Raw genomic sequence first — 23,817 nt, forward strand, 5'->3', positions numbered from 1 at the left:
ATGACGGCATGCAGACCGAACTTCTGACCTGTCGCGGGGGTACCGGTGCCCCGCTGATTCTGGTGCACGGGCTGATGGGGCGGGGCAGCACCTGGTCACGCCAGCTGCCGTGGCTGACCGGGTTCGGCGCGGTGTACACGTATGACGCCCCGTGGCACCGGGGCCGCGATGTCGAGGATCCGCACCCGATCAGTACCGAGCGGTTCGTCGCCGATCTCGAGGATGCGGTATCGCAACTGGGTGCTCCGGTCACGCTGATCGGCCATTCGATGGGCGGATTGCACTCCTGGTGCCTGGCGGCGCGGCGCCCGGATCTGGTGACGGCGCTGGTCGTGGAGGACATGGCACCGGACTTCCGCGGCCGCACCACCGGGCCGTGGGAGCCGTGGTTGCATGCGCTGCCGGTCGAGTTCACCTCCGCCGAGCAGGTGTATCGGGAATTCGGTCCGGTCGCGGGCCAGTACTTCCTGGAGGCCTTCGACCGGACCCCGACCGGATGGCGACTGCACGGGCATACCGCCCGCTGGATCGAGATCGCCGCGCAGTGGGGCACCCGGGACTACTGGCAGCAGTGGTGCGACGTGCGTGCGCCGGTGCTGCTGCTGGAGGCCGAGGGCACCGTCGCTCCGCCCGGGCAGATGCGGCGCATGCACGAAATAGGTCATCGCACAAACTATCTGCAAGTACCCGGGGCGGGGCATCTGATCCACGACGATGCCCCCGAGGCCTACCGCGGCGCGGTGCACGGGTTTCTAACGGCGCTCGCCGGACGCGCTTGACGCCGGCCAGGACGGAGCCTGTTCGAACCGGCTGCGGATGGCATCGAGATCGTGTTGGCTGCGCAGGCCGTCGCGGTCCTCGGCACTGTCACTGCCGAACAACCGCCCGACGAACGGGGTGGCCTGTTGGAACTGATCGAGGTGCAGGCGCAGGATGCCGGTGCGCCGGGCGGCGCGGCTCAGGGCGTAGGTGAGGGCGAACGGTGCGAGTAGGACCGCCGCGAGGGCGAGGTAGGTCAGTGCTGTGGTCATGGCAGTAATGCTCCATTGAATAAAATCCCGCCAACAGTGGCAGAAATGACACCCTGAGATAAAATGCTGCCATGGCGATATCGAGCGTATCGGTGCTGGTGCTGGACGGTCTGGCGATTTTTGAGTTCGGCGTGATCTGCGAGGTCTTCGGGATCGACCGATCCGGTGACGGGGTGCCCAACTTCGACTTCAAGGTCTGCGGACCCGAGGCCGGCCGGCCCATCCGCACCGCGGTCGGGGCCACGCTCACCCCCGAATACGGCCTCGATGATCTGGTCGGCGCCGACCTGGTGGCCATCCCGGCAATCGCTGGCAGTAATTACCTGCCTGCGGCGCTGGACGCCGTCCGGGAGGCCGCCGAGAACGGATCGACCATCCTGACGGTGTGCTCGGGGGCGTTCCTGGCCGGTGCGGCCGGACTGCTCGACGGCAGGCCCTGCACGACGCACTGGATGCATGCGGCCGACCTCGCCGAGGCGTATCCGACCGCGCGCATCGACCGCAACGTGCTGTTCGTCGACGATGGCAATCTCATCACCAGCGCCGGCACCGCCGCCGGTATCGACGCCTGCCTGCACCTGGTGCGCCGTGAACATGGCGCCGAGGTCACCAACAAGATCGCCCGCCGGATGGTCGTCCCGCCGCAACGCGATGGCGGTCAGCGTCAGTACATCGACCAGCCCATCCCGGCGCGCTACTCGGAAGGCTTTGCCCCACAGCTGGACTGGATCCTGGCCAATCTGGACACACCGCATACCGTCGCGTCGATGGCGGCGCATGCCAACATGTCCGCACGCACGTTCGCGCGCCGGTTCGTCGACGAGACCGGCCGCACTCCTATGCAGTGGGTCACCGACCAACGGGTGCTGTACGCGCGCCGGCTGCTGGAGGAAACCGACCTGGACGTCGACCGGGTGGCCGATCGCTGTGGCTTCGGCACCGCGACCCTGCTGCGTCATCACTTCCGGCGGATCATCGGCGTCACGCCGTCGGACTACCGCCGTCGATTCTCATGTGACGACGCGTGTGAGGCGACCGCCTGATCTAGTCGCCCTCACCCGCCAGGGCGAACAGACCCGCCGCGGTCTGCTCGACCAGCCCGTCGACCAGCAGCGAGTCCAGGGCCCGGTCGCGCTGAGCGGTATCGGTGGTCCAGGCGATATCGAGTTGCGCCCGGGTCACCGGAGCCGAACTGGCTCGCAGTACATCCAGGAGTCGGCCGCGGACCTGACGGTCGGTACCGGCATAACGCTGCACCCGCCGAGCGGGGGTGTCGGCCGCGGGATAGCCGGCCGATTTCCAGCGACACGCGCCCAGCGGACACAGTCCGCATTTCGGGTTGCGTGCCGTGCAGACGATTGCGCCCAGCTCCATCAGTGCGGCCGAAAACCGCGGCGCCGCATCGCCTTCCGGTAGCAGTGCGGCCGCCTCGGCGAGATCGCCGGCTCGGGCCGGGGCCTCGGCGCACCCGTGTACCACCCGCGAGACCACCCGGCGGACGTTGGTGTCCACCACTGGGACCCGTTGGCGGTAGGCGAAACACGCGATGGCGCGGGCGGTGTAGGCGCCGATACCGGGCAGGCTCAGTAAGGTGTCGACGTCGTCGGGCACCACATCGCCGTGATCGGCGGCGATGACGGACGCGCATTCATGCAGTCGCTTGGCGCGGCGCGGGTAGCCCAGCTTGCCCCAGGCGCGCAGCACCTCGGCGGATCCGGCGGCCGCGGTCGCCGACGGTGTCGGCCACCGCGCGATCCAGTCCCGCCAGATCGGTTCCACCCGGTTCACCGGGGTCTGCTGCAGCATGAACTCGCTGACCAGGATCTGCCAGGCCGACACCTCGGGCCGACGCCACGGCAGATCCCGCTCGGCCTGGTCGAACCACGTCAACAGCTCATCCGAGTCGATGCCGTATTCGGTCTGGGGCATACTTCTGGTCATGCCGAACTCGAATCCGATCTCCGCGTGGAAGGCACTCAAAGAGGGTAACGAGCGCTTCGTCGCCGGCCGGCCCGAGCATCCCAGCCAGGGCATCGACGATCGCGCCCGGCTCACCGAGGCGCAGAAGCCGACCGCGGTGCTGTTCGGTTGTGGTGACAGCCGCGTCGCCGCCGAGCTGATCTTCGACCAGGGTCTCGGCGATATGTTCGTGGTCCGCACCGCGGGGCATGTCATCGATTCGGCAGTGCTCGGGTCCATCGAATACGCCGTCGGTGTGCTCAACGTGCCGTTGATCGCGATCCTCGGCCATGACAGCTGCGGCGCGGTGAAGGCGACCCTGAACGCACTCGACGAGGGTGACATCCCCGGCGGCTACATCCGCGACATCGTCGAGCGGGTCATGCCGTCCATCCTGGCGGGCCGCCGCGACGGCTTGACCCGTGTCGACGAGTTCGAGGCCCGCCACGTCGAGGAGACCGCCTCGCAGTTGATGGCCCGCTCCACCGTCATCGCCGACCGGGTCCGCTCGGGTGACCTGGCAATCGTCGGCCTGACCTACCACCTCGCCGACGGCCGGGCGCAGCTGCGCAACCGCTTCGGTGACATCGGCGAGGTCTAACCAGATCTCGAAAAGATCTAAGCAAGGTCACAGGAAGACACGCCGAACCGCCTCGGACAAGCTGACCTGACCGCGGCTTACCGTTGAGGTCGTGCTAGACACCGAACCGCACCGCCCGCTGCCACCGGAGATCTACCGGCGTCGCAGAGCGCTGGCAATAGGGGTCGCGGTCGTCGTCATCGCACTCGTCGCCGGCATCGTCGCGATCGTCGTCGCGCTGTCCGGCGGATCCGAACCCGCGGCCACCGAATCGGCCGACCCGGCCTCGTCGGCCGCCGCGCCCACCCCGCTGCCGGGGGAGGAGCCGGGTGTCAAGACCCCGGTGGTCCCGCCCGTCGAGGCCGCGCCACCGCCGACCCCCACCCCGACCGCCGCGGTCGTGCCGCCGCCGGTGCTGCAGGCCGGTGAGGACTGCCCCGATTCGACGCTGGCGGTCAAGGGCATCACCAGCGCCCCCGACTTTGTGATGGGCGATCAGCCGAAGTTCACCATGGTCGTCACCAATATCGGTCTGGTGGCGTGCAAGCGTGATGTCGGCGCCGCGGTGTTGGCCGCCTACGTGTACTCCCTGGACAACAATCGGCTGTGGTCGAACCTGGACTGCGCGCCGTCGAACGAAACGCTGGTCAAGGAGTTCGCACCCGGCGAGCAGGTCACCACCGAGGTCACCTGGACCGGCATGGGTTCGGCGCCGAACTGCCCACTGCCGCGCGAAGCGATCGGTCCGGGCACCTACAACCTGGTGGTGCAGCTCGGCAATCTGCGGTCGGCCACGGTGCCGTTCATCCTCGCCGAGGCCGCCCCGCCGCCGGTCGATGCGCCGCCGCCGGCGGCGGACGCACCCCATGACGGCAGCGGTGCCGCCCCGGGCAACTGAGTCAGGCCAGCTGGTCGGCGATCGTCGACTCGGCCAGCTGGGACAGGCCTTCCCGGATGTGGCGGGCCCACATCGAGCCGATGCCGTCGACCGACTGCAGGTCGGTGGCGCTGGCCGCCAGCACCCCCTGCAGTGAACCGAAGGACCGCACCAACAGGTCGACATGGGCGAACTGCAGCCGCGGAATACCGGCCATCGCCCGGTAGCCGCGCGAGCTCATCGCCGAATCCTGCGCCTCCACCGTGGACGGGAAGCCGAAAACCCTTGCCAGCGTGGTGAAGTCGAGCAGCTCGTTATCCGACAACGAGTCCAGCTCCTCCAGCGTGGCACCGACCTGCGCCGCACTCGGCGGGTCGGGGTTGGCGTGGTAGTCGCGCACGATCAGCTCGCGGGCGGTGTCGTTGTCGCCGACGAGTTCCTCCAGTTGCAGCTTGAGCTGGCGGCCGTCGGTGCCCAGTTCGACGACATCGGCGTCGATTTCCAGGCTGATCCGGCGCACCATCTCGAGGCGCTGGGCGACGGTCAGCACATCGCGCAGCGTCACGAAGTCCTCGATCTCGGCGGTGGAGAGCTGCCGGTTGACCTCGTCGAGGCGGGACTTGTACCGCTCCAGGGTGGCGATGGTCTGGTTGGCCCGCGACAGGATGGTCGGGGTGTCGGGCACGACATGGCGCTCGCCTGCGGCGTACACCGTCACGATGCTCATCGAGTGGCTCACCGAGATGACGGGGTAGCCGGTCTGCACCGCGGTGCGCTCCGCCGACCGGTGCCGGGTGCCGGATTCGTCGGTCGGGATGGACGCGTCCGGGACCAGTTGGACGTTGGCCCGCAGGATCCGGGTGCCGTCGGTGGACAGCACCACCGCACCGTCCATCTTGGACAGCTCACGCAGCCTGGTCGGCGCGTAGAGCACGTCGAGGGAGAACCCGCCGTCGCAGATGGCCTCGACACTGTCGTCGTAGCCGAGCACGATCAGGGCGCCGGTGCGGCCGCGCAGGATCCGCTCCAGGCCGTCGCGCAGCGCGGTGCCCGGCGCCAGCCTGCCCAGCGTCTCGCGCAGCGTCGGGCGGGCCAGATGCACCACACCGCGATTGCCTCTGGATTTCACCGCCATCGTGCCTCCTAGGATCGGCCGCCATTGTCGTCGATCGAGCGGAGCCGCCGCAATGCCGTGGTGATGTCGTCGGCGACCGTCAGCGTCAGCCCGGCCGGCACATCCTTGACCCCGGGCGGTACCACGGCGTGGGTGAAGCCCAGTCGCGCAGCCTCCGCCAGGCGCCGATCCATCCCGCTGACCCGGCGCAGATCACCGGCCAGCCCTACCTCGCCGATCGCGACCGCCGTGGCCGGCATCGCGATATCGGTGTAGGCGGAGGCGATCGCCACCGCCACCGCCAGATCCGCTGACGGGTCGGTCAGGCGCATGCCGCCGACCGTGGAGACGTAGATGTCGTGCTGGCCGAGCGGCAGTTTGACGCGTTTCTCCAGCACGGCGGTGATCATCGCCGCGCGGGCGGAGTCGATACCGCTCACCGCGCGCCGCGGGCTGCCGGTCTTCTCGGCGCCGATGAGCGCCTGCACCTCGCCGATGAGCGGGCGCTTGCCGTCCATGGTGACCGTCACCGCCGTGCCGGAGACCGGGGCCGAACGCTCATCCCGGAACAGCCCCGACGGGTCGGCGACACATTCGATCCCGTTGTCGTGCATCAGGAAACAGCCGACCTCGTCCGAAGCGCCGAAGCGGTTCTTCACCCCGCGCACCATCCGCAGGGCGGAGCTCCGATCACCCTCGAAGTGCAGCACGACGTCGACCAGATGCTCCAACGAGCGGGGACCCGCGATGGCGCCCTCCTTGGTGACGTGACCGACCAGCAGCATGGCAACCCCGTCCGGGCCTGCCGCCTTCGCGTACGAGGTGAGCGCGGTCGTCACCGCGCGGACCTGGGTCACCCCGCCGGTGACACCGTCGGTCTCGGCACTGGACATGGTCTGCACCGAGTCGACGACCACCAGGCTCGGCCGGACCGCCTCGATGTGTCCGAGCGCGGTCTGCAGGTCGGACTCGGCGGCCAGGTACATCTGGTCATGGGTGCATCCGGTGCGTTCGGCACGCAACCGGATCTGGCCGGCCGATTCCTCCCCGGACAGATACAGCGCGCGCCGACCGGTACTGGCCCAGCGGTGCGCGACCTCGAGCAGCAGCGTGGACTTTCCGATGCCCGGGTCACCGGCGAGCAGGCAGACCGATCCGGGTACCAGACCGCCGCCCAGCACGCGGTCCAGCTCGGACACACCGGAGGGCAGGTGCCGTGTCACGCCGGGATCGATCGAGGTGATCGGCACCGCGGGTGAGGACGGTGCCACGGCGCGGCGGGTGGAACTGCCGTTCAGTGAGGTGAGCGCGACGACTTCGTCGACGGTGCCCCAGGTGCCGCAGTCAGAGCAGCGACCGACCCATTTGGGGGTGACGTGATTGCATTCCGAGCACCGGTATTGCGAACGTACTTTCGAAGCCACGTGTGAACGTTAGCCGTCCACACCGACAGAACGTCAGATTCAGTGACCGCCGCCGTGTCCGCCGCTGACGACGGGCTCGCCGTCGCGGCGGGGCACCTCACCAGCCGAGATCGGCACGGTGAAGGTGGTTGAACCGGCGTTCTGGAAGTTGAAGGTGAAGTCGTAGGTGAGGCCGTTGGAGATGGGCTCGGTCAGTGTCACCTCGGCGGTGACCTCGTCCTCGCGCTCGACGGCGGCCAGCGCATCGTGCCCGTCGGGGTTGCCGACCATCAGGATGCCGCCGGCCGGCACGACGGTGTCACCGGTCAGGGTGACGGTGCCGATATCGGTGGTGATCGAGACCAGCTTGTCGGCCACATCGGTGGAGTCGTTGGCGGCGGCGAACAGCAGTTCCACATCGGTGCCCGGCTGCACGTAGTCGGTGGTCTGCGCGGCGCGCAGGAATACGTTGCGCAGCGCGATCTTTCCGACATTGTCGACGGTCCCGTTGACCGCGGGCTGCTGGTTGGCGCTCTGCGACACCTGGCCGGCGCTGCAGCCGGTGAGGGCGAGGCCGGCGATCAGGGCGCCGGCAACCAGTCGGGACGCGCGCACATCGAAGCGGTTCACTGCGACCACTGGAGCCTCCTGCTCAACACCTACGGATTCGACTATGCACTGTAGTAGGTGGTGATTCGGTGCGGTAGCCGAGGTCGCCCAGACACCCGTCCACTGCATGTCTTCGCGGCCCTGTCAACCCCTAGTCTCCACCTGCGGTGCCCCTGACCTGCATTGTTGTTCCCCGCCGGTCCGGGCCTCGTGGTAAGATCGACTGGTGAAAGGGGCTCGAAACTGATGATTTTCAAGGTCGGAGACACCGTCGTCTATCCACACCACGGTGCTGCGTTGATCGAGGCTATCGAAACCCGGACCATCAAGGGCGAACAGAAGGAGTATCTCGTCCTGAAGGTTTCGCAGGGGGATCTCACGGTTCGTGTTCCTGCAGATAATGCCGAATACGTGGGTGTGCGGGACGTCGTCGGCCAGGAGGGTCTCGACAAGGTTTTCCAGGTGCTGCGCGCGCCGCACACCGAAGAGCCGACCAACTGGTCGCGCCGGTACAAGGCCAATCTGGAGAAGCTCGCCTCCGGTGACGTGAACAAGGTCGCCGAGGTGGTTCGTGACCTGTGGCGTCGCGACCAGGAGCGGGGACTGTCCGCCGGCGAGAAGCGGATGCTGGCGAAGGCTCGCCAGATCCTGGTGGGTGAGCTCGCGCTCGCCGAGAACACCGATGACGAGAAGGCGACGATCATCCTCGACGAGGCGTTGGCCGCCGCGTCCTAGTGACGGATCTGCGCGTCGGTCAGGGGACCGACGTTCATCCCATCGAGGCCGGTAGGGCGTGTTGGTTGCTGTGCCTGTTGTTCGCAGATGCCGACGGTTGCGCCGGTCATTCCGACGGTGACGTCGCTGCGCATGCGCTTTGTGATGCGTTGTTGAGCGCCGCGGGTCTCGGCGATCTCGGTGTCGTGTTCGGCACCGACCAACCCCAGTGGCGTGGAGTCAGTGGTGCGGACATGTTGCGACATGTCCGCACCCTGCTCGATGCGCAGGGATTCCGGGTGGGTAATGCCGTCGTGCAGGTCATCGGCAACCGCCCGAAGATCGGCCCGCGCCGGCTGGAAGCCCAGCAGCTGCTGTCCGAGATTCTCGGTGCCCCGGTATCGGTATCGGCGACCACCACCGACGGGCTGGGGCTCACCGGCCGCGGTGAGGGGCTGGCGGCCATCGCCACGGCCCTCGTGGTCAGATAACCCTCGACAGGCCGGTAAGCTGGCCCGTCGTGAGCGGAGCGAACGGTTGGCCGGGGTGACTGGACTGCGGCTGTATGACACCCTCACCGGTGCCGTCCGTGATTTCGTGCCGCTGCGCCCCGGGCACGTGTCGATCTACCTCTGCGGTGCCACCGTCCAGGGGCTGCCCCATATCGGCCACGTGCGCAGCGGCGTGGCCTTCGATGTGCTGCGGCGCTGGCTGACCGCCAAAGGCCTGGACGTCGCGTTCATCCGCAATGTCACCGATATCGACGACAAGATCCTCAACAAGGCCGCCGACGCCGGCCGCCCGTGGTGGGAGTGGGCCGCGACCTACGAGCGCGCCTTCACCGGCGCCTACGAGGCGCTCGGGGTGCTTCCGCCGTCGGCCGAACCGCGCGCCACCGGGCACATCACCCAGATGGTCGAACTGATCGAGCGATTGATCGAACGCGGGCATGCGTATGCCGGTGACGGCGACGTGTACTTCGACGTGCTGAGCCTGCCGGAGTACGGCAAGCTCTCCGGGCACCGCATCGACGATGTGCACCAGGGTGAGGGTGTCGCCACCGGTAAGCGCGACCCGCGTGATTTCACCCTGTGGAAGAGCGCCAAACCGGGCGAGCCGTCCTGGCCGACACCGTGGGGTCCGGGCCGGCCGGGTTGGCACACCGAATGTGTGGCCATGTGCCAGGAGTACCTGGGCGCCGAATTCGACATCCACGCCGGCGGTATGGATCTGGTGTTCCCGCACCACGAGAACGAGATCGCCCAGGCCGAGGCCGCCGGCGACGGGTTCGCCCGGTACTGGCTGCACAACGGCTGGGTCACCATGGGCGGCGAGAAGATGAGCAAGTCGCTGGGCAACGTGCTCGCCATTCCTGCTGTGCTGCAACGGGTTCGCGCTGCCGAGCTGCGCTACTACCTGGGTAGCGCGCACTACCGGTCCATGTTGGAGTTCTCCGAGAACGCGCTGGCCGACGCGGCCAAGGCCTACACCGGTATCGAGGACTTCCTGCACCGGGTGCGGGTCCGGGTCGGCACCATCGAACCGGGCACCTGGACCGACAAGTTCGCGGCGGCCCTCGACGACGACCTTTCGGTGCCGATCGCGCTGGCCGAGGTGCACACCGCACGCGCCGAGGGCAACCGGGCACTCGACGCCGGTGACCACGAGGGCGCGATGGCCGCCGCCCGGTCGATCCGCGCGATGATGGGCATCCTGGGCTGTGATCCGCTCGACGAGCGCTGGGAGACCCGTGACGAGACCTCGGCCGCCCTGGCCGCCGTCGACGTCCTGGTGCACTGGGCGCTGGCGGGCCGGGCCGAGGCCCGGGAGAAGCGCGACTGGGCCGCCGCCGACGCCATCCGGGACCGTCTCAAGGCGGCCGGGATCGAGGTCACCGATACCGCGGATGGACCGCAGTGGTCGCTGTCTGAGGGGGCTGAGTAGTCATGGCCGGTAATTCGCAGCGCCGCGGGGCCATCCGCAAGGAGGGCACCAAGAAGGGCCCGACCGTGGGCTCGGGCGGTCAACGCCGCCGCGGTCTGGAGGGCAAGAAGGCCACGCCGGCCGCCAAGGACCGGCCGCACCATCCGGCCGCCAAGAAGGCCGCCAAGGCGGCCCGGGCCGCGCAGGGCAGGCACCGCAAGACCGACGAGGTCGAGGTCGTGCTGGGCCGCAACCCGGTGGTGGAATGCCTGCGCGCCGGGGTGCCCGCCACCGCACTGTGGGTGATGCTCGGGGTCGACGCCGACGAGCGGATCACCGAATCCGTCCAGCGCGCAGCCGATTCCGGGATCTCCATCCTGGAGGTCCAGAAACACGATCTGGACCGCATCGCCAGTAACGGTCTGCACCAGGGGCTCGCGCTGCAGGTGCCGCCGTACGTCTACACCCACCCCGACGATCTGCTCAAGACTGCCCAGCGCGACAGCATCCCGGCGTTGCTGGTGGCGCTGGACAACATCTCCGATCCGCGCAACCTGGGTGCCATCGTCCGCTCGACGGCCGCCTTCGGCGGGCACGGGGTGGTCATCCCGCAGCGCCGCTCGGCGTCGGTGTCGGCGGTGGCCTGGCGCACCAGTGCCGGTGCGGCAGCACGACTTCCGGTGTCGCGGGCGACCAATCTGAACCGCACGCTGAAGAGCTATGCCGACGCCGGCCTGCAGATCGTCGGTCTGGACGCCGGTGGCGACACCACCCTCGACGAGTTGGACGCCTCGGGCCCGACGGTGGTCGTGGTGGGCTCGGAGGGCAAGGGACTGTCGCGGCTGGTGCGGGAGAACTGCGATGCCATCGTCTCGATCCCGATGGCCGGGCCCACCGAATCGCTGAACGCGTCGGTGGCCGCGGGTGTGGTGCTCGCCGAGATCGCGCGTCAGCGGCGCGGTTAAGCCGCGACCGCCCACAGGCACACCACCGCGGCGACCAGTGCCACCGGGGTGGTGAGCAGTCCGATCAGGCTGAACTCGGCGGCCCCGGCCCGTAGGCCCTCGCGGTGAACCACCCCGCGCCACAACAGATTCGCCAGTGATCCCGGGTAGGTGAGATTCGGGCCCAGGTTGACCCCGATGAGCACCGCGAGCACGGCGGCGGTGCCCGCACCGGAGACCACCGGCAGCAGCACCAGCACCGCGGGCAGGTTGTTCACCACATTGGCCAGCAGTGCCGCGACACCGGCGATGGCCAGCAGCGCGGGTAGCGAGGTGCCATGCGGCACCAGGGTTTTCATCGCGCCGCCCAACCCGTGGGTGACCACCGCGTGCACCACCACACCCAGGCACAGCACGAACACCAGGAATGGGATGTCGACGGATGCGACGATGCCGCGGACGGTGCTGCGGCGCTGCGCCAGGCCGTGTATCCCGAGTACCACCGCACCGGCCAGGGCGGCCCAGGCCGGCGACAGATCGAACAACGAGGTGACGGCGAAACCGACGAGGGTTGCGGCCAGCACCACCAGCACGAAGACCGGGATCTCGGCGGGCGGGTCGGGTTGACGCTCGTGTGGGATCGGGCGCAGCTCGCGCCGGAAGAACAGACGTAACAACAGGTATTCGACGGCCACCACCGCCAGCCACGGCAGCGCCATCACCGCGGCGAAATGGGCGAACGAGATGCCCGCCGCGGCGAACGCCAGCAGGTTGGTCAGATTGGACACCGGCAGCAGCAGGGAGGCGCTGTTGGCCAGATGCGCGGTGACATAGGCGTGCGGCCGCGGCGGCGCGGTCATGGTGCGTGCGGTGGCGAGCACCACCGGGGTCAGCAGCAGCACCGTCGCGTCGAGGCTGAGCACCACCGTCGTCGCCGCGGCGAGCACGAACACCGCGCCGAAAAGCCGGCGCGGGTCACCGGAGCTCAGCCGCGCCATCGCCACCCCGGCGGCGTGGAACAGGCCCTCGTCATCACACAGCCGGGCCAGCACCAGGATCGCGGCCAGGAAACCGACCACCGGGAGCAGCTCGCCGATGACGACCCCGGCCTCGTCGATGTGCACCATGCCGGTGCCGACCAGCAGGGCCGCGGCGGGCGCGGCGACGACGACCTCCGGCCAGCCGTGCGGGCGCACCATCGCGAACACCAGGACCAGGGCCAGCAGGCCGGCCGACAGGATCAGACTCATCAGCGCCAGGGATCGCTGGGCTGCCACAGCGTGGGCAGGTGCAGGCTCACACCGTCGGCGTCGGCCAGCCGGGTCAGCACCCGCATCGAGGCGTCCAGATCGTCACCGGCATACGGCAGGGCGCGCAGCGGCCGGTCCAGCGGTCGGAAGAAATCGTCCCAGTGGATCAGCACGACGCGCCGTGCCCCGACGCTGCGCACGGTCTCGTGCCAGTAGTCGGTCAGGTAGCGCTCCGGTTGCAGGCCCAGCTGTCCGATGCCGAGGTAGACGACCTCGGCGCGGTACCCCGCCAGGGCACCCGGGACGAACCCCGCACTGCCGACAATCAGCATGGTGCGACCGGTCGGGCGATGCCGGATCAGGGTCGACCAGGCCTCACCGCAGCGGTACGCCGAGGCCCGCACCGGCGGTGTCACGGGTGCACTGATGACGCCGGGGAACCGGTCGGGCGGGCAGTGGTCACCGACGATCAGGGTGATGTCATAGGCGCCGGCGTCAACCGGCGTCCCCGGGTCGGCCACCACCACCTGCTCGGCCGGCAGCCGGTGACCGATATGGGCGGCCGATGATCCGCCGATCAGCGCCGCGCCGGTGCGCGCGGCCACCACCGCCGAGTCCATCGCATGGTCGAAGTGTGTGTGTACGGGCAGCACCGCGGCCAGTCTGCGCACCCCGAGCCGGCCCAGGCAGCCGTCGATACGGGGTTCCGATGGTGCGATGCGGCCCAGTCCGACTTGCAGCAGCGAGGGCCTGCTGAAGAACCCGTCGGTCATGACCGCCGAGTCGCCGTCGTCGATCAGCAGGGTGGTCACCCCGGCCCAGGTCACCGTGACCGGTGCGCCCGGCCCGGCCGCCTCGAGATCGAAGTATCGCGCGTAGTCGTCGATATCGGGGCGGCCGGCCTTGAGGCGCATGGGGCCAGCCTAGGTTGCGCTGCTGCGCCGATCCTGGGAGCCGTCCCCAAGTCCGTAGCGGCGGCGGAACTTCTCCACCTGCCCGGCGGTGTCCATCAGACGGCTCGTGCCGGTCCAGAACGGGTGCGAATCCGCGGTCACGTCGACGATCACCAGCGGGTAGGTGCCGCCCTCGAATTCGACGGTGCGATCACTCGTGACCGTCGAACGGGTCAGGAACTGCTTGCCGGTATTGGCGTCCTGAAAGACGACGTGGTGATAGTCGGGGTGGACTCCGGGTTTCACAGCGTTTCTCCGTTTTCTGTTCCATGGTGTTCGTCGGTCACCGAGACGCCTTCGGGCAGATCGGCACACGGATCCTCGTGCCAGTCCCCGAACGGATCGGGGTAGTCGGCCCAGGTATCGGGGTCGGCGAGTTCGGCATCGGTGAGCAGCGCGCGGTTCAACGCACCGGTGATGACCTCCGGTGCCGCTCCGCAGACCAAGGCGGTCAACGCGATGTGCCGGTCACCGAACCGGTCGTCCCACTGGGAGGCCGCCAGCGCGATGCGCTCCGGATCGGCATAGGCGCGTTCGTGTTCGGTCATCGCGGCCAGCCATCGCCCGGCGTTACCGACCCCCAGGCCGCCGCCGGCCGATTCGATCCACACCACGGCATCGGGTTGGCTGGCCAACCAGGCGCGGCCGCGCACCCGGACCACCCCGTCGAGCAGGTCGTCGATGGCCTGATGCAGGCGGTCGGGATGAAAAGGCCTGCGCGCGTTGAACTCCAGCAGCGTCACTTCGCCGGCCGGGCGCAGCGGCGGTTGGCCGGCCAGCAGTGAATCGTGCGGATCGTCGCTGAAGCCGCGGCGCGCCTGCGGATCCAGGTTGGCCAGCGCGGTGTCGACCTGGCCCAGGCCGACGGTGATGCGGGCCCGCGGGGTCAGCCGGCGCAGCACCGCCAAGGTGTTGGGCTCGGCCTCGGTCAGTACCAGGACGTCGGCGAAGGCGGCCTGACCGACCGATACCTGCGCCACCGTCCGTGCGCCGTCCAGATCGTCATCGCCGAGCGCCTGGGCCAACCACACCGATGTGTCGATGGTGGTGATCACCGCGTTGATGACGACATCCCGGCTCGCGGGTCCGTCGATGTAACCGGGTCCGACCACCACCGGGAGTTCGTTGATGGCGGTGCAGATCGATTCCGGGTCGATCCAATCCATCAGCTCGACCACGATGCGCGTGACATCGTCACGACGATGTAGTCGGCGCAGCAGGATCAGCAGGTCGTTGCGGATGGTGCAGGTGACGCAACCACCCGCGAGTTCGATGGGCCATTGCGAGATGAGCCGCTTCTCGTCGCGCATCCCGGTGACGTTCCGCAGCACCACGTGTCCGTCGGTGGCATACCCGACGGCGATGGTGCCCGGTGTTCGGACCAGTAGATCGACCACCTCGGTCCGGGCACCCTGTCCGGCTACCAGCAGCACCGGCGTCCGCATGTCATCACACCCTTATTGGTAACGATTGTCATTATGTCCGTCCGTACGCTACCGTGTTGCCGTCCACTTGTCGAAAATCATTTTCATTAATGACCGTGCATGAAAGGGAGTCGATGTCCGCCACCTGCCAGGTCACCGGGCGCGCACCGGGTTTCGGTAACCGCGTGTCGCACTCGAACCGGCGCACCCGTCGTCGCTGGAACCCGAACATCCAGACCAAGACCTACTACCTGCCGTCCGAAGACCGCCGAATCCGGTTGCGGGTCAGTGCAAAAGGCATCAAGGTCATCGATCGCGACGGGATCGAGGCCGTGGTGGCGCGGCTGCGCCGTGAAGGGAAGAAGATCTGATGGCCAAGAGCACCGATATCCGGCCGGTCATCCGGCTCAAATCCACTGCCGGAACCGGATATACGTACGTCACCCGCAAGAACCGGCGCAACGATCCGGACCGGCTCGTCCTCAAGAAGTACGACCCGGTGATCCGCAAGCACGTCGATTTCCGTGAGGAGCGCTGATGGCCAAGACATCCAAGATCGTCGCCAATGACCGGCGGCGACAGACCGTCGAGCGTCATGCCGAGCGTCGGGCCGAACTGAAGGAGATCATCCGCAAGCCGGGCAGCACCGCCGAACAGCGGGTAGCCGCCCAGGCCGCGCTGCAGCGCATGCCCCGTGACGCCAGCCCGGTGCGGGTACGCAACCGGGATTCGGTGGACGGTCGGCCGCGCGGGCATCTGCGCAAGTTCGGGTTGTCGCGGGTGCGGGTCCGGGAGTTGGCACACCGCGGTGAACTGCCCGGTGTGCGGAAAGCGAGTTGGTGATGGCAGGCAGCACGGCCAAGAAACGTCGTCCGGCACCCATCGAGATCAAGAAGCCCCGGGTCAACAAGTTCAAGGCCCTCGGCATCACCGATGTCGACTACAAGGATGTCTCGGTGCTGCGCACCTTCATCTCCGACCGCGGCAAGATCCGGTCACGGCGGGTCACCGGTCTCACCCCGCAGCAGCAGCGCAAGGTGGCCACCGCCATCAAGAACGCCCGCGAGATGGCGCTGCTGCCCTACGGGCCGTAGTTCGAAACCGCAGCGGTCCAACCGTTCTCGGAGACGAAATCCGAGAGCGGGCGACCGTGGGTCCACTCGTCGATCTCCAGGGCCGGCCGGTCCGGAAAAGCCGGGACCGGGCCCAGGCACAGGATGGCCACCGGCTCGGCCTCGTCGGGCATGCCGAGCAGGGTGGCCAGCTTGGCCGGTTCGAAGATCGACACCCAGCCCATACCGAGGCCCTCGGCGCGTGCCGCGAGCCACAGGTTCTGGATGGCGCAGGACACCGACGCCAGGTCCATCTGCGGCATGGTCCGCCGGCCGAAGACATGGCGGCGACGGCCCTCGCCCAAGGCCACCACCAGCAACTCGGCGCAGTCCAGGATGCCCTCCACCTTCAGCGCCAGGAACTCGTCACCGCGCGCACCCAGTGCGTCGGCGGTGCGCAGCCGCTCCTGATCGACGAGCGCATGCATGGCCTGGCGCAGGGCGTCATCGGTGATCCGGATGAACCGCCACGGTTGCATCAGTCCGACACTGGGCGCGGCGTGGGCGGCCTGTAGCAGGCGGGCCAGTACCTCGGGTTCGACGGTGGCGCCCGGGACGAATCGGCGCATATCGCGCCGTTCGGCGATGGCGCGGTAGACGGCCTGACGCTCGACGGTGCTGAACGCGGGATCGCTCACCCCCGCAGCTTAGGTGACCGACCTTCTGGTGCTGCGTAATCCCGCGATGGCCGCGCCCAGGCAGGCCAGCGCGACCGCGCCGGCGAACCAGGGGAACACCCGCGCCAGATCCCACCGGGTGGCGGCCCAGCCGGCGACCAATGTGGGAACCGCCATCGCCGTGTAGGCCAGCAGGTAGAACGCCGACATCGTCTCACCGCGCCGGTCGGCGGGCACGACATCGGACAGATGCCGCAGCGACCCGCCGAAACCCAGTCCGAAGGTTGCGCCGAGCAGTGCGGCGGCGACGAACACCAGCTCGGCGCGGTGGGTCAGCAGCACCGGGATGGTCAGCAACAGCGATGCGGCCATCCCGATATCGCCGATGATCGCCGAGTACTTGGCGGGCAGCCGGGTGGCGGCCAGCTGGGCGAGGGCGGCGGCGAAAGCCGTGGCGCCGACGACGGCACCGCCGAACACCAGGTTGTCGATATGGGTCTGGCGCGCCGCGAGCGACGGGTACAGCGACAACAGCACCCCGAGCACCGACCAGGACGCCATGGCGCCCAGCGCCGAGAACCAGAAGTCGCCACGGATCTGCTGGGGCACCGCCGGTTTGGCGATCCGGATCGGACCGCGGGTACGGCTGGTGTGCGGTTCGCGCAGGGCCAGCACGCCGACACCGACGATCAGGCAGATCACCGCGACCACGGCATAGGGGGTGCGCAGCGGGTGCGGCGCGTACTGGGCCAACAGGGCCGACCCGAGGATCGCGATGGTCATCCCGATGTTGAAGCTGACACCGCTGAGTTGCCCGGTGCGCACACCGCGATCGGGCCGCAGGTCCAGCAGGGCGGCCGCGCCGGCCACCACGATGGACCCCACCGCGGCACCGTGGATGGTGCGGGCGAGCAACAGCATGGCCATGCTGTCGGCGATCAGGAACACCCCGAGTCCGATCAGCAGGGCGATCAGTGCCCCGATGAGCACCGGTTTGCGCCCGACGACGTCGGAGATCTTGCCCGATACCAGTACGGCGGCCAGTGCGGCGATGGCGTACACCGCGAAGACGATGGTCGTCGCGAGCGGTGACAGGTGCCAGTTGGCCTCGTAGATGCCGTACAGCGGAGCGGGCAGGCCCGAGACTCCCAGTGCGACACCGCTGAGGATCAGCAGCAGGGGATAGGCCCACCGCTGGGTGTCGCCGGCCCGATCGATCGCGACCATCTGCGGGCACCTCCAACTGTGGGGTTTGATGGATATCGAACCCAGTCGAGAGTACGCTCGGTTCGACAAATACCAAACCCGGATCAGGACGGCTTTATGCCCGAGCAGGTGGCAGCACTACCGCGAGTGGGAACTGTGCAGCAGGTTCTCGGCGCCATCCACGACCCCATCCGCCTCGAAGTGGTGCGGCGGCTCTTCAACGCCGGGACGCCGATACAGTGCGGCGCGCTGTATGACGGCATCAACAAGTCCACAGCCACCCACCACTTCAAGATCCTGCGTGAGGCCGGTGTCACCGAACGCCTGATCATCGACGGACTGACCTACCAGCGGTTGCGTTTCGACGATGTCGAGGCCGTCCTGCCGGGGCTGCTGGGCAGCGTGGTCACCGGCGCCAACCGGGATGCCGATCAAAAGCTGTAGGTGTTCTCCGGTTCGGGAATCCGGGCCACCTCCTCGATGCTGAAGTCGGGCACCGCGGTGCGTTGCGTCAACTGCTCGGCGGGTACCTGACCGCGCACCCGCACCCAGCTGCCGTCCGGTAGCGCCGTCGCGGCGGCGGCCGCCGGGCCGACGAGCTCGGCGCTGGCGAGTTGGGCATCCGCGGCACAACACAGGATCACGATCCGGCCCAGCAGGGTGCGCTCACCATCACGAATCGTGAACCCGGTGACCGTGACCGGCCGGTCGAGCAAGGTGGCGGCCGAGTCCTGTGCGACGCGGGTCAGCAGTTCGGGCAGCGATATCTCGGGTGCCGTTCCGGCGGGCAGCGCCGGGAACGGTCGACGCGGCGCATCCACGGCGGCAGCGGGGCGAACCGACTGCGGGTCCAGCGCGGGCGGGACGACGAAGGCCAACAGGGCGACGGGGATCACCAGCAGCCAGACGACACCCGAGCGGTGCTGGTGCCCATCATGAACATGGTCCGCGGAGCGGCCGCGCCGGATATCGCCGATGATGGCGATCAGCGCCAACGCGATGAGCACCGCAGCCGACGCCCACAACCACGGCAGCAGAGACGGTTTCACGTACCGGGTGAAGGCGCCGGTCGCGGCAATGATGGCGGTGGACAACCCCACCAGCAGCAGTAGCGCGTTCTCGGTCTCGCGGCTCATCGGTTCCCCAACACCACCAGGCCGACACCGGTGGCGCTCAGCACGGCCACCACAAACGTGACGGGTGCAAAGCGAACGGCGAAGGCGCGCCCGAACATTCCGGCTTGCATGGCCAACAGTTTGATGTCGACGGCCGGACCGACGACCAGGAAAACCAGGCGAGGCAGCAGGGGCAGCATGGACAGACTGGCGGCGACGAAGGCGTCGGCTTCCGAGCACAGTGCCAGCAGCACCGCGAGCACGGCCATCACCAGGATGCCCAGAACAAGCTGCCCGGCCAGATGTTCGAACATCCAATCCGGCACCAGCACGTGTAGGGCGGCCGCCGCTGCGGCCCCGAGCACCAAAAACGATGCGGCCTGCAGGAAATCGTGGCGGGCGGCCTCGGTGAACACCGTGAACCGCGAGGCGTCGGCATGGTGAGTCGTCGGCAACTGCCGGGTGATCCACCGCGGCTGCCCGAACCGGGCCCACAACCCACCCATGATCATCGCCGTCAACAGTGATGCCACGCAGCGCGCCAGCACCATCAGTGGCTCCCCGGGAAAGGCGACAGCGGTGGCGATCAGCACCACCGGGTTGATGGCCGGCGCGGCGAGCATGAACGTCAACGCCGCCGCGCCGACGGCACCGTCGCCGAACAGGCGGCGCGCGATCGGCACCGAACCGCACTCGCATCCGGGCAGTGCGGCCCCGCCGATACCGGCGGCCGCAATGGCTGCAACGGGGCGCTTGGGCAGCCAGCGTGCCAGCCGGTTCGGTGTGGCAAATGCGGCGACCGCGCCGCTGATCAGGACTCCCAACGCGAGAAAGGGCAGTGCCTGTACGAAGATCCCGCAGAAAACAGTTGCAAAGGTAGCGATATCACTATGTGTGGCAACAAAATCGCGTGCGGTGGTGCCGATCAGGGCAAGCCCGATGATGATGATCACCAATACCGGCATGGAGCCGATGCGGCGCGTCGATCCCGTTCCGGCCGTCACCGCAGCAATTGTGCCAGTCGCCCGACATCGGGTGAATTGCACGGCCGACAGGTCTAGGGTGGGGAGATGGTCCTGCATGCGTTTCTAGCCAAGGCAGCCGCTACCGTGATCACCGGCATGGCCGGTGCGGTGGCTTATGACGGAGTCAAGCGGGCAGCCGCCAAAGCCCCGATCCGGGAAGCCTCCGTCACGGCGACGGCCTGGGCGCTGCGCGGCGTGCGCAAGGCGGAGGAGGGTGCCGAGTCCGCGCGCCTGACCGTCGCCGATGTCGTCGCGGAGGCCCGGGAGCGCATCGGCGAAGAAGTGCCGCCACCGGCCGTCGCCGACAGCGCCCACGACCACGACCACTGATCCGGTGGTGGCGCTGACCGTCAGATCTGATGCCGCGGGCCGAATGCGGCTGGAGGCGCCGTGGTTTCGCGCGGACGCGACCCGTGCCGTCGCCATCGAGGATGCGGTGGAACAAGTTCCGGGGGTGCGCGCGGTGCACGCCTACCCGCGGACCGCGTCGGTGGTCGTGTGGTACTCGCCGAAGCGGTGCGACACGGCCGCGGTGCTCGCCGCCGTCGAGGCCGCGGCGGCGGTGGCTCGCGAGCTGGTGCCGGTGCGCGCGCCACACTCGGCGGATATCGCCAATGCCGACGTGCTGCGGATGGCGGTCGGCGGTGCGGCATTGGTTCTGCTCGGGGTGCGGCGCTATGTGTTCGCGCGTCCACTGCTCGGGCCGACCAGCCGGGTCGCGGCCACCGGCGTCACGATCTTCACCGGGTATCCGTTCCTGCGTGGTGCGCTGCGCACCCTGCGTGGCGGCCGCTCGGCGGGCACCGACGTCTTGGTCAGCGCCGCGACCATCGCCAGCCTGGTACTCCGCGAGAACGTGGTGGCCCTGACGGTGTTGTGGTTGCTCAACATCGGGGAGTACCTGCAGGACCTGACGCTGCGCCGCACCCGGCGTGCGATCGCCAAACTGTTGCAGGGCAATCAGGACACCGCATGGGTACGGCTGTCCGACGGTACCGAGGTGGAGATCGCCACCGCCGAACTGCGGTCCGGTGACGAGGTCGTGGTGCACGATCAGGTGGCACTGCCGGTGGACGGCGTGGTGGTCGACGGTGAGGCCATCATCGACCAGTCGGCGATCACCGGTGAGAACCTTCCCGTCGCGGTGGCCACCGAAACCCGGGTCTTCGCAGGTTCGGTGGTGGTGCGCGGCCGTCTGGTGGTGCGCGCCGAAGCGGTCGGCAACGACACCACCATCGGCCGGATAATCACCCGGGTCGAGGAGGCGCAGCAGCACCGCGCACCGATCCAGACGGTGGGGGAAAGTTTCTCCCGCCGTTTCGTGCCCGCCTCGTTCCTGCTGTCGGCGGCCACGCTGATCGTCACCCGCGACGTGCGCCGGGCCATGACGATGCTGTTGGTCGCCTGTCCCTGCGCGGTCGGCCTGTCCACCCCGACGGCGATCAGCGCGGCGATCGGCAACGGTGCCCGGCGCGGCATCCTGATCAAGGGCGGATCGCATCTGGAGGAGGCCGGTCGCGTCGACGCGGTCATCTTCGACAAGACCGGCACCCTGACCCTCGGACGTCCGGTGGTGACCAATCTGGTTGCTTTTCACAAGGATTGGGAACCCGAGCAGGTGCTGGCCTATGCCGCGAGCTCGGAGATCCACTCCCGCCACCCGCTGGCGGAGGCGGTCATCCGCTCGACCCAGGAACGCCATATCGCGATCCCTCCGCACGAGGAGTGTGAGGTGCTGGTGGGCCTGGGTATGCGGACCCGGGCCGACGGTCGCACCCTGTTGCTGGGCAGCCCGTCGCTGCTGCGGCAGGAGAAGGTGCGGGTCACCAAGAAGGCAGGCGAATGGGTGGACAAGCTGCGCAAGCAGTCCGAGACACCGTTGCTGCTGGCGGTGGACGGCACACTGGTCGGGTTGATCAGCCTGCGCGACGAAGTCCGGCCTGAATCCGCGGAGGTACTACAACGGTTGCGGGCCAACGGTGTCCGCCGGATCGTGATGCTGACCGGCGATCACCCCGACACCGCCGCGGTGGTGGCCGAACAGCTCGGCATCACCGAATGGCAGGCCGAGGTGTTGCCGGAGGACAAACTCGCCGTGGTCCGGAGATTGCGCGACGAGGGGCACACGGTGGCCATGGTCGGCGACGGGGTGAACGACGCACCCGCGTTGGCCGAGGCCGATATCGGTATCGCCATGGGCCTCGGCGGCACCGATGTCGCGGTGGAGACCGCCGATGTCGCGCTCGCCAGTGACGACCTCACCCGGCTGCTCGATGTCCGCGATCTCGGTGGCCGTGCGGTCGAAGTGATCCAGCAGAACTACGCGATGTCGATCGCGGTCAATGCCCTGGGTCTGCTGATCGGTGCCGGCGGCGCGTTGTCACCGGTGCTCGCCGCGGTCCTGCACAATGCGTCCTCGGTTGCGGTGGTTGCCAACAGCTCGCGGTTGATACGTTATGAGTTGGAGCCCACCGGTCAACGTTTCGGCTGACCCGCCGATTCCCACAATCCGTTGGGGCGGTAGCCTTGCTACCTTAATGGCAATGATTGTCAATAAGGTGGTGGCGATGCGGGCGGCCGATCTGCAGAATGCGGCATGGCGGATGCGGGCGCGGTGTCGAGGGATGCCGCCCGATGATTTCTATCCGGGCGATAAGGAGAGCCGGGAACGGCGGATCGCGCGTGAGGATCGCGCGAAAGCCGTGTGCCGACGTTGTCCGGTGATCCTGGCCTGCCGCGAGTATGCACTGAAAAGCGGTGAAGCACACGGTATCTGGGGTGCCACAACCCCGGCGGAACGTCGAACTCATCCAAGCGACCCCGGGATCCGACGCCCCCCTCGCTGAACGACCAGTCGGAGGTGGCGTAGACAGAATCCGGATCCGCATCGAGCAGGCGCTCCAGTGACACGGTCTTCTGCCCGATGGCCGGCACCTGCTCGTTGGCGGCGGCCGAGGCTCAGCATGATCTCCGTCGCCGACCGGTCGATGGTCACCGCCCGACTCGGTGCGTCCACAATTCTCGATCTACACCGGATAGCCTGCCCTGGAGGTCGGGGCCTCGGTGGCTTCGGGTGTCTGGGTCGACGAAGCGCAACCGGCCGGCAGGGTGACGATCAAGGCGGGCGACAGCAGGCGAAGCCGGATCGATGATTCCATGAAAATGCCGCTCTCCTAACGGACTCCGTACACGACGTAATCGTCGAAGTACTGCCACGCCGTACCGGTCTCGGCGAACCCGGCCACCCGCAGCGCCTCGGTGTGCAAGGTGGCGGTGGTGTCCAGGTTCTCCGGCGCGTCATCGGTGAACCGACGGTCGCGTTCGGCGACCAGATCCGCAAAGCCCTCGGTCCCGCGCAGCCGGGACCACCAGTCGTTCCAGTCCGGCACCCCGGCCGAGAACGCCTCGCGCTGGCTGTGCTCGTCGTCGAGCGTGCCGACCTGATGGAAGAACGTGCCGATGGGGTGGGACAGGTGATCGGCGTTGAAGAACAAGGCACCGCGCTCGAGCAGATCGGCGAGGGCTTGATAGAGCGCGACGAGTTTGCCGGTGGGTAGCCAGTGCAGAGCCGTGCTGGACACGACGACATCGGGTTTGATGCCGATCTCGGCCGCCCAGTCTGGGTTGCGCAGGTCGGCCTCCACGAGAGTGACCCGATCGGCGTGTCCGGCCAGATTGTGTCGTGCGAGCGCCAGCAGTGCGGGGTCGTAATCCAGGGCGTGGACGGTGGATTCGGGGAAGCGTTCCAAAATGCGCTTGGAGAACGAACCCGGTCCGGCGCCGATGTCGAGCAGGGTCCGCACGTCGGTCCGGGCGTAGGAGACGGCATCCAGGATCACCTCAAACCGTTGCGCCCGGTGCCTGATGTAGGCGGTCTGCTGATGCTCCCAGGACTCGATCAGATCATCGAGAACGGAGGAGGGGATGACGGCGCTCACCGGCAGGGCCTTTCGATCGGGGT

29 protein-coding genes and 1 pseudogene are annotated in these 23,817 nt (G+C 68.2%); 16 read left to right on the plus strand and 14 right to left on the minus strand.

Annotated elements, in window-relative coordinates:
* Window positions 1–8 precede the first annotated feature (8 nt).
* Window positions 9–779, plus strand: a complete 771-nt coding sequence (locus ACLBYA_RS26085; RefSeq protein WP_447712362.1) for an alpha/beta fold hydrolase — start codon at window positions 9–11, stop codon at window positions 777–779.
* Here the strand turns inward: ACLBYA_RS26085 and ACLBYA_RS26090 are convergent.
* Window positions 753–1,031, minus strand: coding sequence for a hypothetical protein (locus tag ACLBYA_RS26090; protein ID WP_447712363.1), 279 nt, complete (start codon window positions 1,029–1,031; stop codon window positions 753–755). The genes ACLBYA_RS26085 and ACLBYA_RS26090 overlap by 27 nt on opposite strands.
* Before the next feature lie 71 nt (window positions 1,032–1,102).
* Between ACLBYA_RS26090 and ACLBYA_RS26095 the strand changes: the two genes are divergently transcribed.
* Window positions 1,103–2,074 carry a GlxA family transcriptional regulator gene (locus tag ACLBYA_RS26095; protein ID WP_447712364.1) on the plus strand — a complete coding sequence of 324 codons (972 nt, stop codon included), beginning with the start codon at window positions 1,103–1,105 and terminating at the stop codon, window positions 2,072–2,074.
* A gap of 1 nt (window position 2,075) precedes the next feature.
* Here the strand turns inward: ACLBYA_RS26095 and ACLBYA_RS26100 are convergent, their stop codons facing one another.
* Entirely contained in the window at window positions 2,076–2,960 is an 885-nt protein-coding gene (locus tag ACLBYA_RS26100; RefSeq protein WP_447712365.1) for an A/G-specific adenine glycosylase, read from the minus strand.
* Between the two features lie 10 nt (window positions 2,961–2,970).
* On the opposite strand from ACLBYA_RS26100, the gene ACLBYA_RS26105 reads away from it, so the two are divergent.
* Together ACLBYA_RS26105 and ACLBYA_RS26110 are read left to right on the plus strand one after the other, a co-directional pair.
* The gene (locus ACLBYA_RS26105) at window positions 2,971–3,591 is read left to right on the plus strand and encodes a carbonic anhydrase (RefSeq protein WP_447712366.1); all 621 of its coding nucleotides are present in this window, start codon (window positions 2,971–2,973) and stop codon (window positions 3,589–3,591) included.
* Between the two features lie 91 nt (window positions 3,592–3,682).
* Window positions 3,683–4,468, plus strand: a complete 786-nt coding sequence (locus ACLBYA_RS26110; protein ID WP_447712367.1) for a hypothetical protein — start codon at window positions 3,683–3,685, stop codon at window positions 4,466–4,468.
* Window position 4,469: 1 nt separating this feature from the next.
* Here the strand turns inward: ACLBYA_RS26110 and disA are convergent, their stop codons facing one another.
* The 3 genes from disA to ACLBYA_RS26125 are packed head-to-tail and all read right to left on the minus strand — an operon-like array spanning window position 4,470 to window position 7,594.
* Window positions 4,470–5,549, minus strand: coding sequence for a DNA integrity scanning diadenylate cyclase DisA (disA, locus tag ACLBYA_RS26115; RefSeq protein ID WP_447712411.1), 1,080 nt, complete (start codon window positions 5,547–5,549; stop codon window positions 4,470–4,472).
* Window positions 5,550–5,590: 41 nt separating this feature from the next.
* On the minus strand, window positions 5,591–6,985 hold the full coding sequence (radA, locus tag ACLBYA_RS26120; protein ID WP_447712368.1) for a DNA repair protein RadA: 1,395 nt from the start codon (window positions 6,983–6,985) through the stop codon (window positions 5,591–5,593).
* Between the two features lie 39 nt (window positions 6,986–7,024).
* A complete protein-coding gene (locus ACLBYA_RS26125; protein ID WP_447712412.1) occupies window positions 7,025–7,594 on the minus strand; it encodes a hypothetical protein in 570 nt (189 codons plus the stop codon).
* 225 nt (window positions 7,595–7,819) lie between these two features.
* On the opposite strand from ACLBYA_RS26125, the gene carD reads away from it, so the two are divergent.
* Genes carD through rlmB form a run of 4 tightly spaced genes read left to right on the plus strand, consistent with a single transcriptional unit; the run spans window position 7,820 to window position 11,175 of the window.
* Window positions 7,820–8,308, plus strand: coding sequence for an RNA polymerase-binding transcription factor CarD (gene carD / locus ACLBYA_RS26130; protein ID WP_019512593.1), 489 nt, complete (start codon window positions 7,820–7,822; stop codon window positions 8,306–8,308).
* Window positions 8,308–8,778, plus strand: coding sequence for a 2-C-methyl-D-erythritol 2,4-cyclodiphosphate synthase (gene ispF / locus ACLBYA_RS26135; protein WP_447712369.1), 471 nt, complete (start codon window positions 8,308–8,310; stop codon window positions 8,776–8,778). The genes carD and ispF overlap by 1 nt, the downstream gene beginning before the upstream one ends.
* A gap of 46 nt (window positions 8,779–8,824) precedes the next feature.
* A complete protein-coding gene (cysS, locus tag ACLBYA_RS26140) occupies window positions 8,825–10,231 on the plus strand; it encodes a cysteine--tRNA ligase (protein ID WP_447712370.1) in 1,407 nt (468 codons plus the stop codon).
* A gap of 2 nt (window positions 10,232–10,233) precedes the next feature.
* Window positions 10,234–11,175: a 23S rRNA (guanosine(2251)-2'-O)-methyltransferase RlmB gene (gene rlmB / locus ACLBYA_RS26145; protein WP_447712371.1), complete on the plus strand. Its 942-nt coding sequence runs from the start codon at window positions 10,234–10,236 to the stop codon at window positions 11,173–11,175.
* Here rlmB and ACLBYA_RS26150 read toward each other — a convergent pair.
* The 4 genes from ACLBYA_RS26150 to mrf are packed head-to-tail and all read right to left on the minus strand — an operon-like array spanning window position 11,172 to window position 14,802.
* Window positions 11,172–12,404 (minus strand): SLC13 family permease, encoded by a 1,233-nt coding sequence (locus ACLBYA_RS26150; RefSeq protein ID WP_447712372.1) that lies wholly within the window; start codon window positions 12,402–12,404, stop codon window positions 11,172–11,174. The two genes, rlmB and ACLBYA_RS26150, sit on opposite strands and share 4 nt — an antisense overlap.
* Window positions 12,404–13,318 (minus strand): MBL fold metallo-hydrolase, encoded by a 915-nt coding sequence (locus tag ACLBYA_RS26155; protein ID WP_447712373.1) that lies wholly within the window; start codon window positions 13,316–13,318, stop codon window positions 12,404–12,406. Before ACLBYA_RS26155 ends, ACLBYA_RS26150 begins: the two co-directional genes overlap by 1 nt.
* A gap of 9 nt (window positions 13,319–13,327) precedes the next feature.
* Window positions 13,328–13,603, minus strand: coding sequence for a type B 50S ribosomal protein L31 (locus ACLBYA_RS26160; RefSeq protein ID WP_447712374.1), 276 nt, complete (start codon window positions 13,601–13,603; stop codon window positions 13,328–13,330).
* The gene (gene mrf / locus ACLBYA_RS26165; RefSeq protein WP_447712375.1) at window positions 13,600–14,802 is read right to left on the minus strand and encodes a ribosome hibernation factor-recruiting GTPase MRF; all 1,203 of its coding nucleotides are present in this window, start codon (window positions 14,800–14,802) and stop codon (window positions 13,600–13,602) included. Before mrf ends, ACLBYA_RS26160 begins: the two co-directional genes overlap by 4 nt.
* A gap of 113 nt (window positions 14,803–14,915) precedes the next feature.
* Between mrf and rpmB the strand changes: the two genes are divergently transcribed.
* The 4 genes from rpmB to rpsR are packed head-to-tail and all read left to right on the plus strand — an operon-like array spanning window position 14,916 to window position 15,875.
* A complete protein-coding gene (gene rpmB, locus ACLBYA_RS26170) occupies window positions 14,916–15,152 on the plus strand; it encodes a 50S ribosomal protein L28 (RefSeq protein WP_447712376.1) in 237 nt (78 codons plus the stop codon).
* Window positions 15,152–15,319, plus strand: coding sequence for a 50S ribosomal protein L33 (gene rpmG, locus ACLBYA_RS26175; protein WP_447712377.1), 168 nt, complete (start codon window positions 15,152–15,154; stop codon window positions 15,317–15,319). Before rpmB ends, rpmG begins: the two co-directional genes overlap by 1 nt.
* A complete protein-coding gene (rpsN, locus tag ACLBYA_RS26180) occupies window positions 15,319–15,624 on the plus strand; it encodes a 30S ribosomal protein S14 (protein WP_447712378.1) in 306 nt (101 codons plus the stop codon). Before rpmG ends, rpsN begins: the two co-directional genes overlap by 1 nt.
* Window positions 15,624–15,875 (plus strand): 30S ribosomal protein S18, encoded by a 252-nt coding sequence (gene rpsR / locus ACLBYA_RS26185; RefSeq protein WP_447712379.1) that lies wholly within the window; start codon window positions 15,624–15,626, stop codon window positions 15,873–15,875. Before rpsN ends, rpsR begins: the two co-directional genes overlap by 1 nt.
* On the opposite strand, the gene bluB is transcribed toward rpsR, so the two are convergent.
* Window positions 15,863–16,531, minus strand: coding sequence for a 5,6-dimethylbenzimidazole synthase (gene bluB / locus ACLBYA_RS26190; protein WP_447712380.1), 669 nt, complete (start codon window positions 16,529–16,531; stop codon window positions 15,863–15,865). The two genes, rpsR and bluB, sit on opposite strands and share 13 nt — an antisense overlap.
* 9 nt (window positions 16,532–16,540) lie before the next feature.
* Window positions 16,541–17,737, minus strand: a complete 1,197-nt coding sequence (locus ACLBYA_RS26195; protein ID WP_447712381.1) for an MFS transporter — start codon at window positions 17,735–17,737, stop codon at window positions 16,541–16,543.
* 96 nt (window positions 17,738–17,833) lie between these two features.
* Between ACLBYA_RS26195 and ACLBYA_RS26200 the strand changes: the two genes are divergently transcribed.
* Window positions 17,834–18,160 carry an ArsR/SmtB family transcription factor gene (locus ACLBYA_RS26200; RefSeq protein ID WP_447712382.1) on the plus strand — a complete coding sequence of 109 codons (327 nt, stop codon included), beginning with the start codon at window positions 17,834–17,836 and terminating at the stop codon, window positions 18,158–18,160.
* Here the strand turns inward: ACLBYA_RS26200 and ACLBYA_RS26205 are convergent.
* Window positions 18,148–18,852, minus strand: coding sequence for a TIGR03943 family putative permease subunit (locus ACLBYA_RS26205; protein ID WP_447712383.1), 705 nt, complete (start codon window positions 18,850–18,852; stop codon window positions 18,148–18,150). The genes ACLBYA_RS26200 and ACLBYA_RS26205 overlap by 13 nt on opposite strands.
* Window positions 18,853–18,947: 95 nt before the next feature.
* Window positions 18,948–19,913: pseudogene (locus ACLBYA_RS26210) on the minus strand (permease); the annotation flags it as partial.
* Between ACLBYA_RS26210 and ACLBYA_RS26215 the strand changes: the two are divergent.
* From ACLBYA_RS26215 to ACLBYA_RS26225, 3 genes are all read left to right on the plus strand, one after another.
* Window positions 19,902–20,186 (plus strand): DUF1490 family protein, encoded by a 285-nt coding sequence (locus ACLBYA_RS26215; RefSeq protein ID WP_447712384.1) that lies wholly within the window; start codon window positions 19,902–19,904, stop codon window positions 20,184–20,186. The pseudogene ACLBYA_RS26210 and the gene ACLBYA_RS26215 overlap by 12 nt on opposite strands.
* Window positions 20,187–20,193: 7 nt before the next feature.
* Window positions 20,194–22,347: a heavy metal translocating P-type ATPase gene (locus ACLBYA_RS26220; RefSeq protein ID WP_447712385.1), complete on the plus strand. Its 2,154-nt coding sequence runs from the start codon at window positions 20,194–20,196 to the stop codon at window positions 22,345–22,347.
* 112 nt (window positions 22,348–22,459) lie between these two features.
* Window positions 22,460–22,702, plus strand: a complete 243-nt coding sequence (locus tag ACLBYA_RS26225; protein ID WP_447712413.1) for a WhiB family transcriptional regulator — start codon at window positions 22,460–22,462, stop codon at window positions 22,700–22,702.
* A 327-nt stretch (window positions 22,703–23,029) separates the two neighbouring features.
* Here ACLBYA_RS26225 and ACLBYA_RS26230 read toward each other — a convergent pair whose 3' ends face one another.
* Window positions 23,030–23,794 (minus strand): class I SAM-dependent methyltransferase, encoded by a 765-nt coding sequence (locus ACLBYA_RS26230; protein ID WP_447712386.1) that lies wholly within the window; start codon window positions 23,792–23,794, stop codon window positions 23,030–23,032.
* Window positions 23,795–23,817 lie beyond the last annotated feature (23 nt).

The organism is Mycobacterium sp. C31M, assembly GCF_053345865.1.

Bases quoted from the DNA above. Each gene is read 5' to 3' on its own strand.
- ACLBYA_RS26085 (WP_447712362.1), top strand. From the start codon at position 9: ATGCAGACCGAACTTCTGACCTGTCGCGGGGGTACCGGTGCCCCGCTG.
- ACLBYA_RS26100 (WP_447712365.1), bottom strand. From the start codon at position 2,960: ATGCCCCAGACCGAATACGGCATCGACTCGGATGAGCTGTTGACGTGG.
- ACLBYA_RS26195 (WP_447712381.1), bottom strand. From the start codon at position 17,737: ATGGTCGCGATCGATCGGGCCGGCGACACCCAGCGGTGGGCCTATCCC.
- ACLBYA_RS26200 (WP_447712382.1), top strand. From the start codon at position 17,834: ATGCCCGAGCAGGTGGCAGCACTACCGCGAGTGGGAACTGTGCAGCAG.
- rpsR (WP_447712379.1), top strand. From the start codon at position 15,624: ATGGCAGGCAGCACGGCCAAGAAACGTCGTCCGGCACCCATCGAGATC.
- ACLBYA_RS26150 (WP_447712372.1), bottom strand. From the start codon at position 12,404: ATGAGTCTGATCCTGTCGGCCGGCCTGCTGGCCCTGGTCCTGGTGTTC.
- ACLBYA_RS26095 (WP_447712364.1), top strand. From the start codon at position 1,103: ATGGCGATATCGAGCGTATCGGTGCTGGTGCTGGACGGTCTGGCGATT.
- ACLBYA_RS26155 (WP_447712373.1), bottom strand. From the start codon at position 13,318: ATGCGCCTCAAGGCCGGCCGCCCCGATATCGACGACTACGCGCGATAC.
- rpmB (WP_447712376.1), top strand. From the start codon at position 14,916: ATGTCCGCCACCTGCCAGGTCACCGGGCGCGCACCGGGTTTCGGTAAC.
- ACLBYA_RS26090 (WP_447712363.1), bottom strand. From the start codon at position 1,031: ATGACCACAGCACTGACCTACCTCGCCCTCGCGGCGGTCCTACTCGCA.
- carD (WP_019512593.1), top strand. From the start codon at position 7,820: ATGATTTTCAAGGTCGGAGACACCGTCGTCTATCCACACCACGGTGCT.
- ACLBYA_RS26225 (WP_447712413.1), top strand. From the start codon at position 22,460: ATGCGGGCGCGGTGTCGAGGGATGCCGCCCGATGATTTCTATCCGGGC.
- rpsN (WP_447712378.1), top strand. From the start codon at position 15,319: ATGGCCAAGACATCCAAGATCGTCGCCAATGACCGGCGGCGACAGACC.
- ACLBYA_RS26205 (WP_447712383.1), bottom strand. From the start codon at position 18,852: ATGAGCCGCGAGACCGAGAACGCGCTACTGCTGCTGGTGGGGTTGTCC.
- rpmG (WP_447712377.1), top strand. From the start codon at position 15,152: ATGGCCAAGAGCACCGATATCCGGCCGGTCATCCGGCTCAAATCCACT.
- mrf (WP_447712375.1), bottom strand. From the start codon at position 14,802: ATGCGGACGCCGGTGCTGCTGGTAGCCGGACAGGGTGCCCGGACCGAG.
- ACLBYA_RS26105 (WP_447712366.1), top strand. From the start codon at position 2,971: ATGCCGAACTCGAATCCGATCTCCGCGTGGAAGGCACTCAAAGAGGGT.
- rlmB (WP_447712371.1), top strand. From the start codon at position 10,234: ATGGCCGGTAATTCGCAGCGCCGCGGGGCCATCCGCAAGGAGGGCACC.
- ACLBYA_RS26215 (WP_447712384.1), top strand. From the start codon at position 19,902: ATGGTCCTGCATGCGTTTCTAGCCAAGGCAGCCGCTACCGTGATCACC.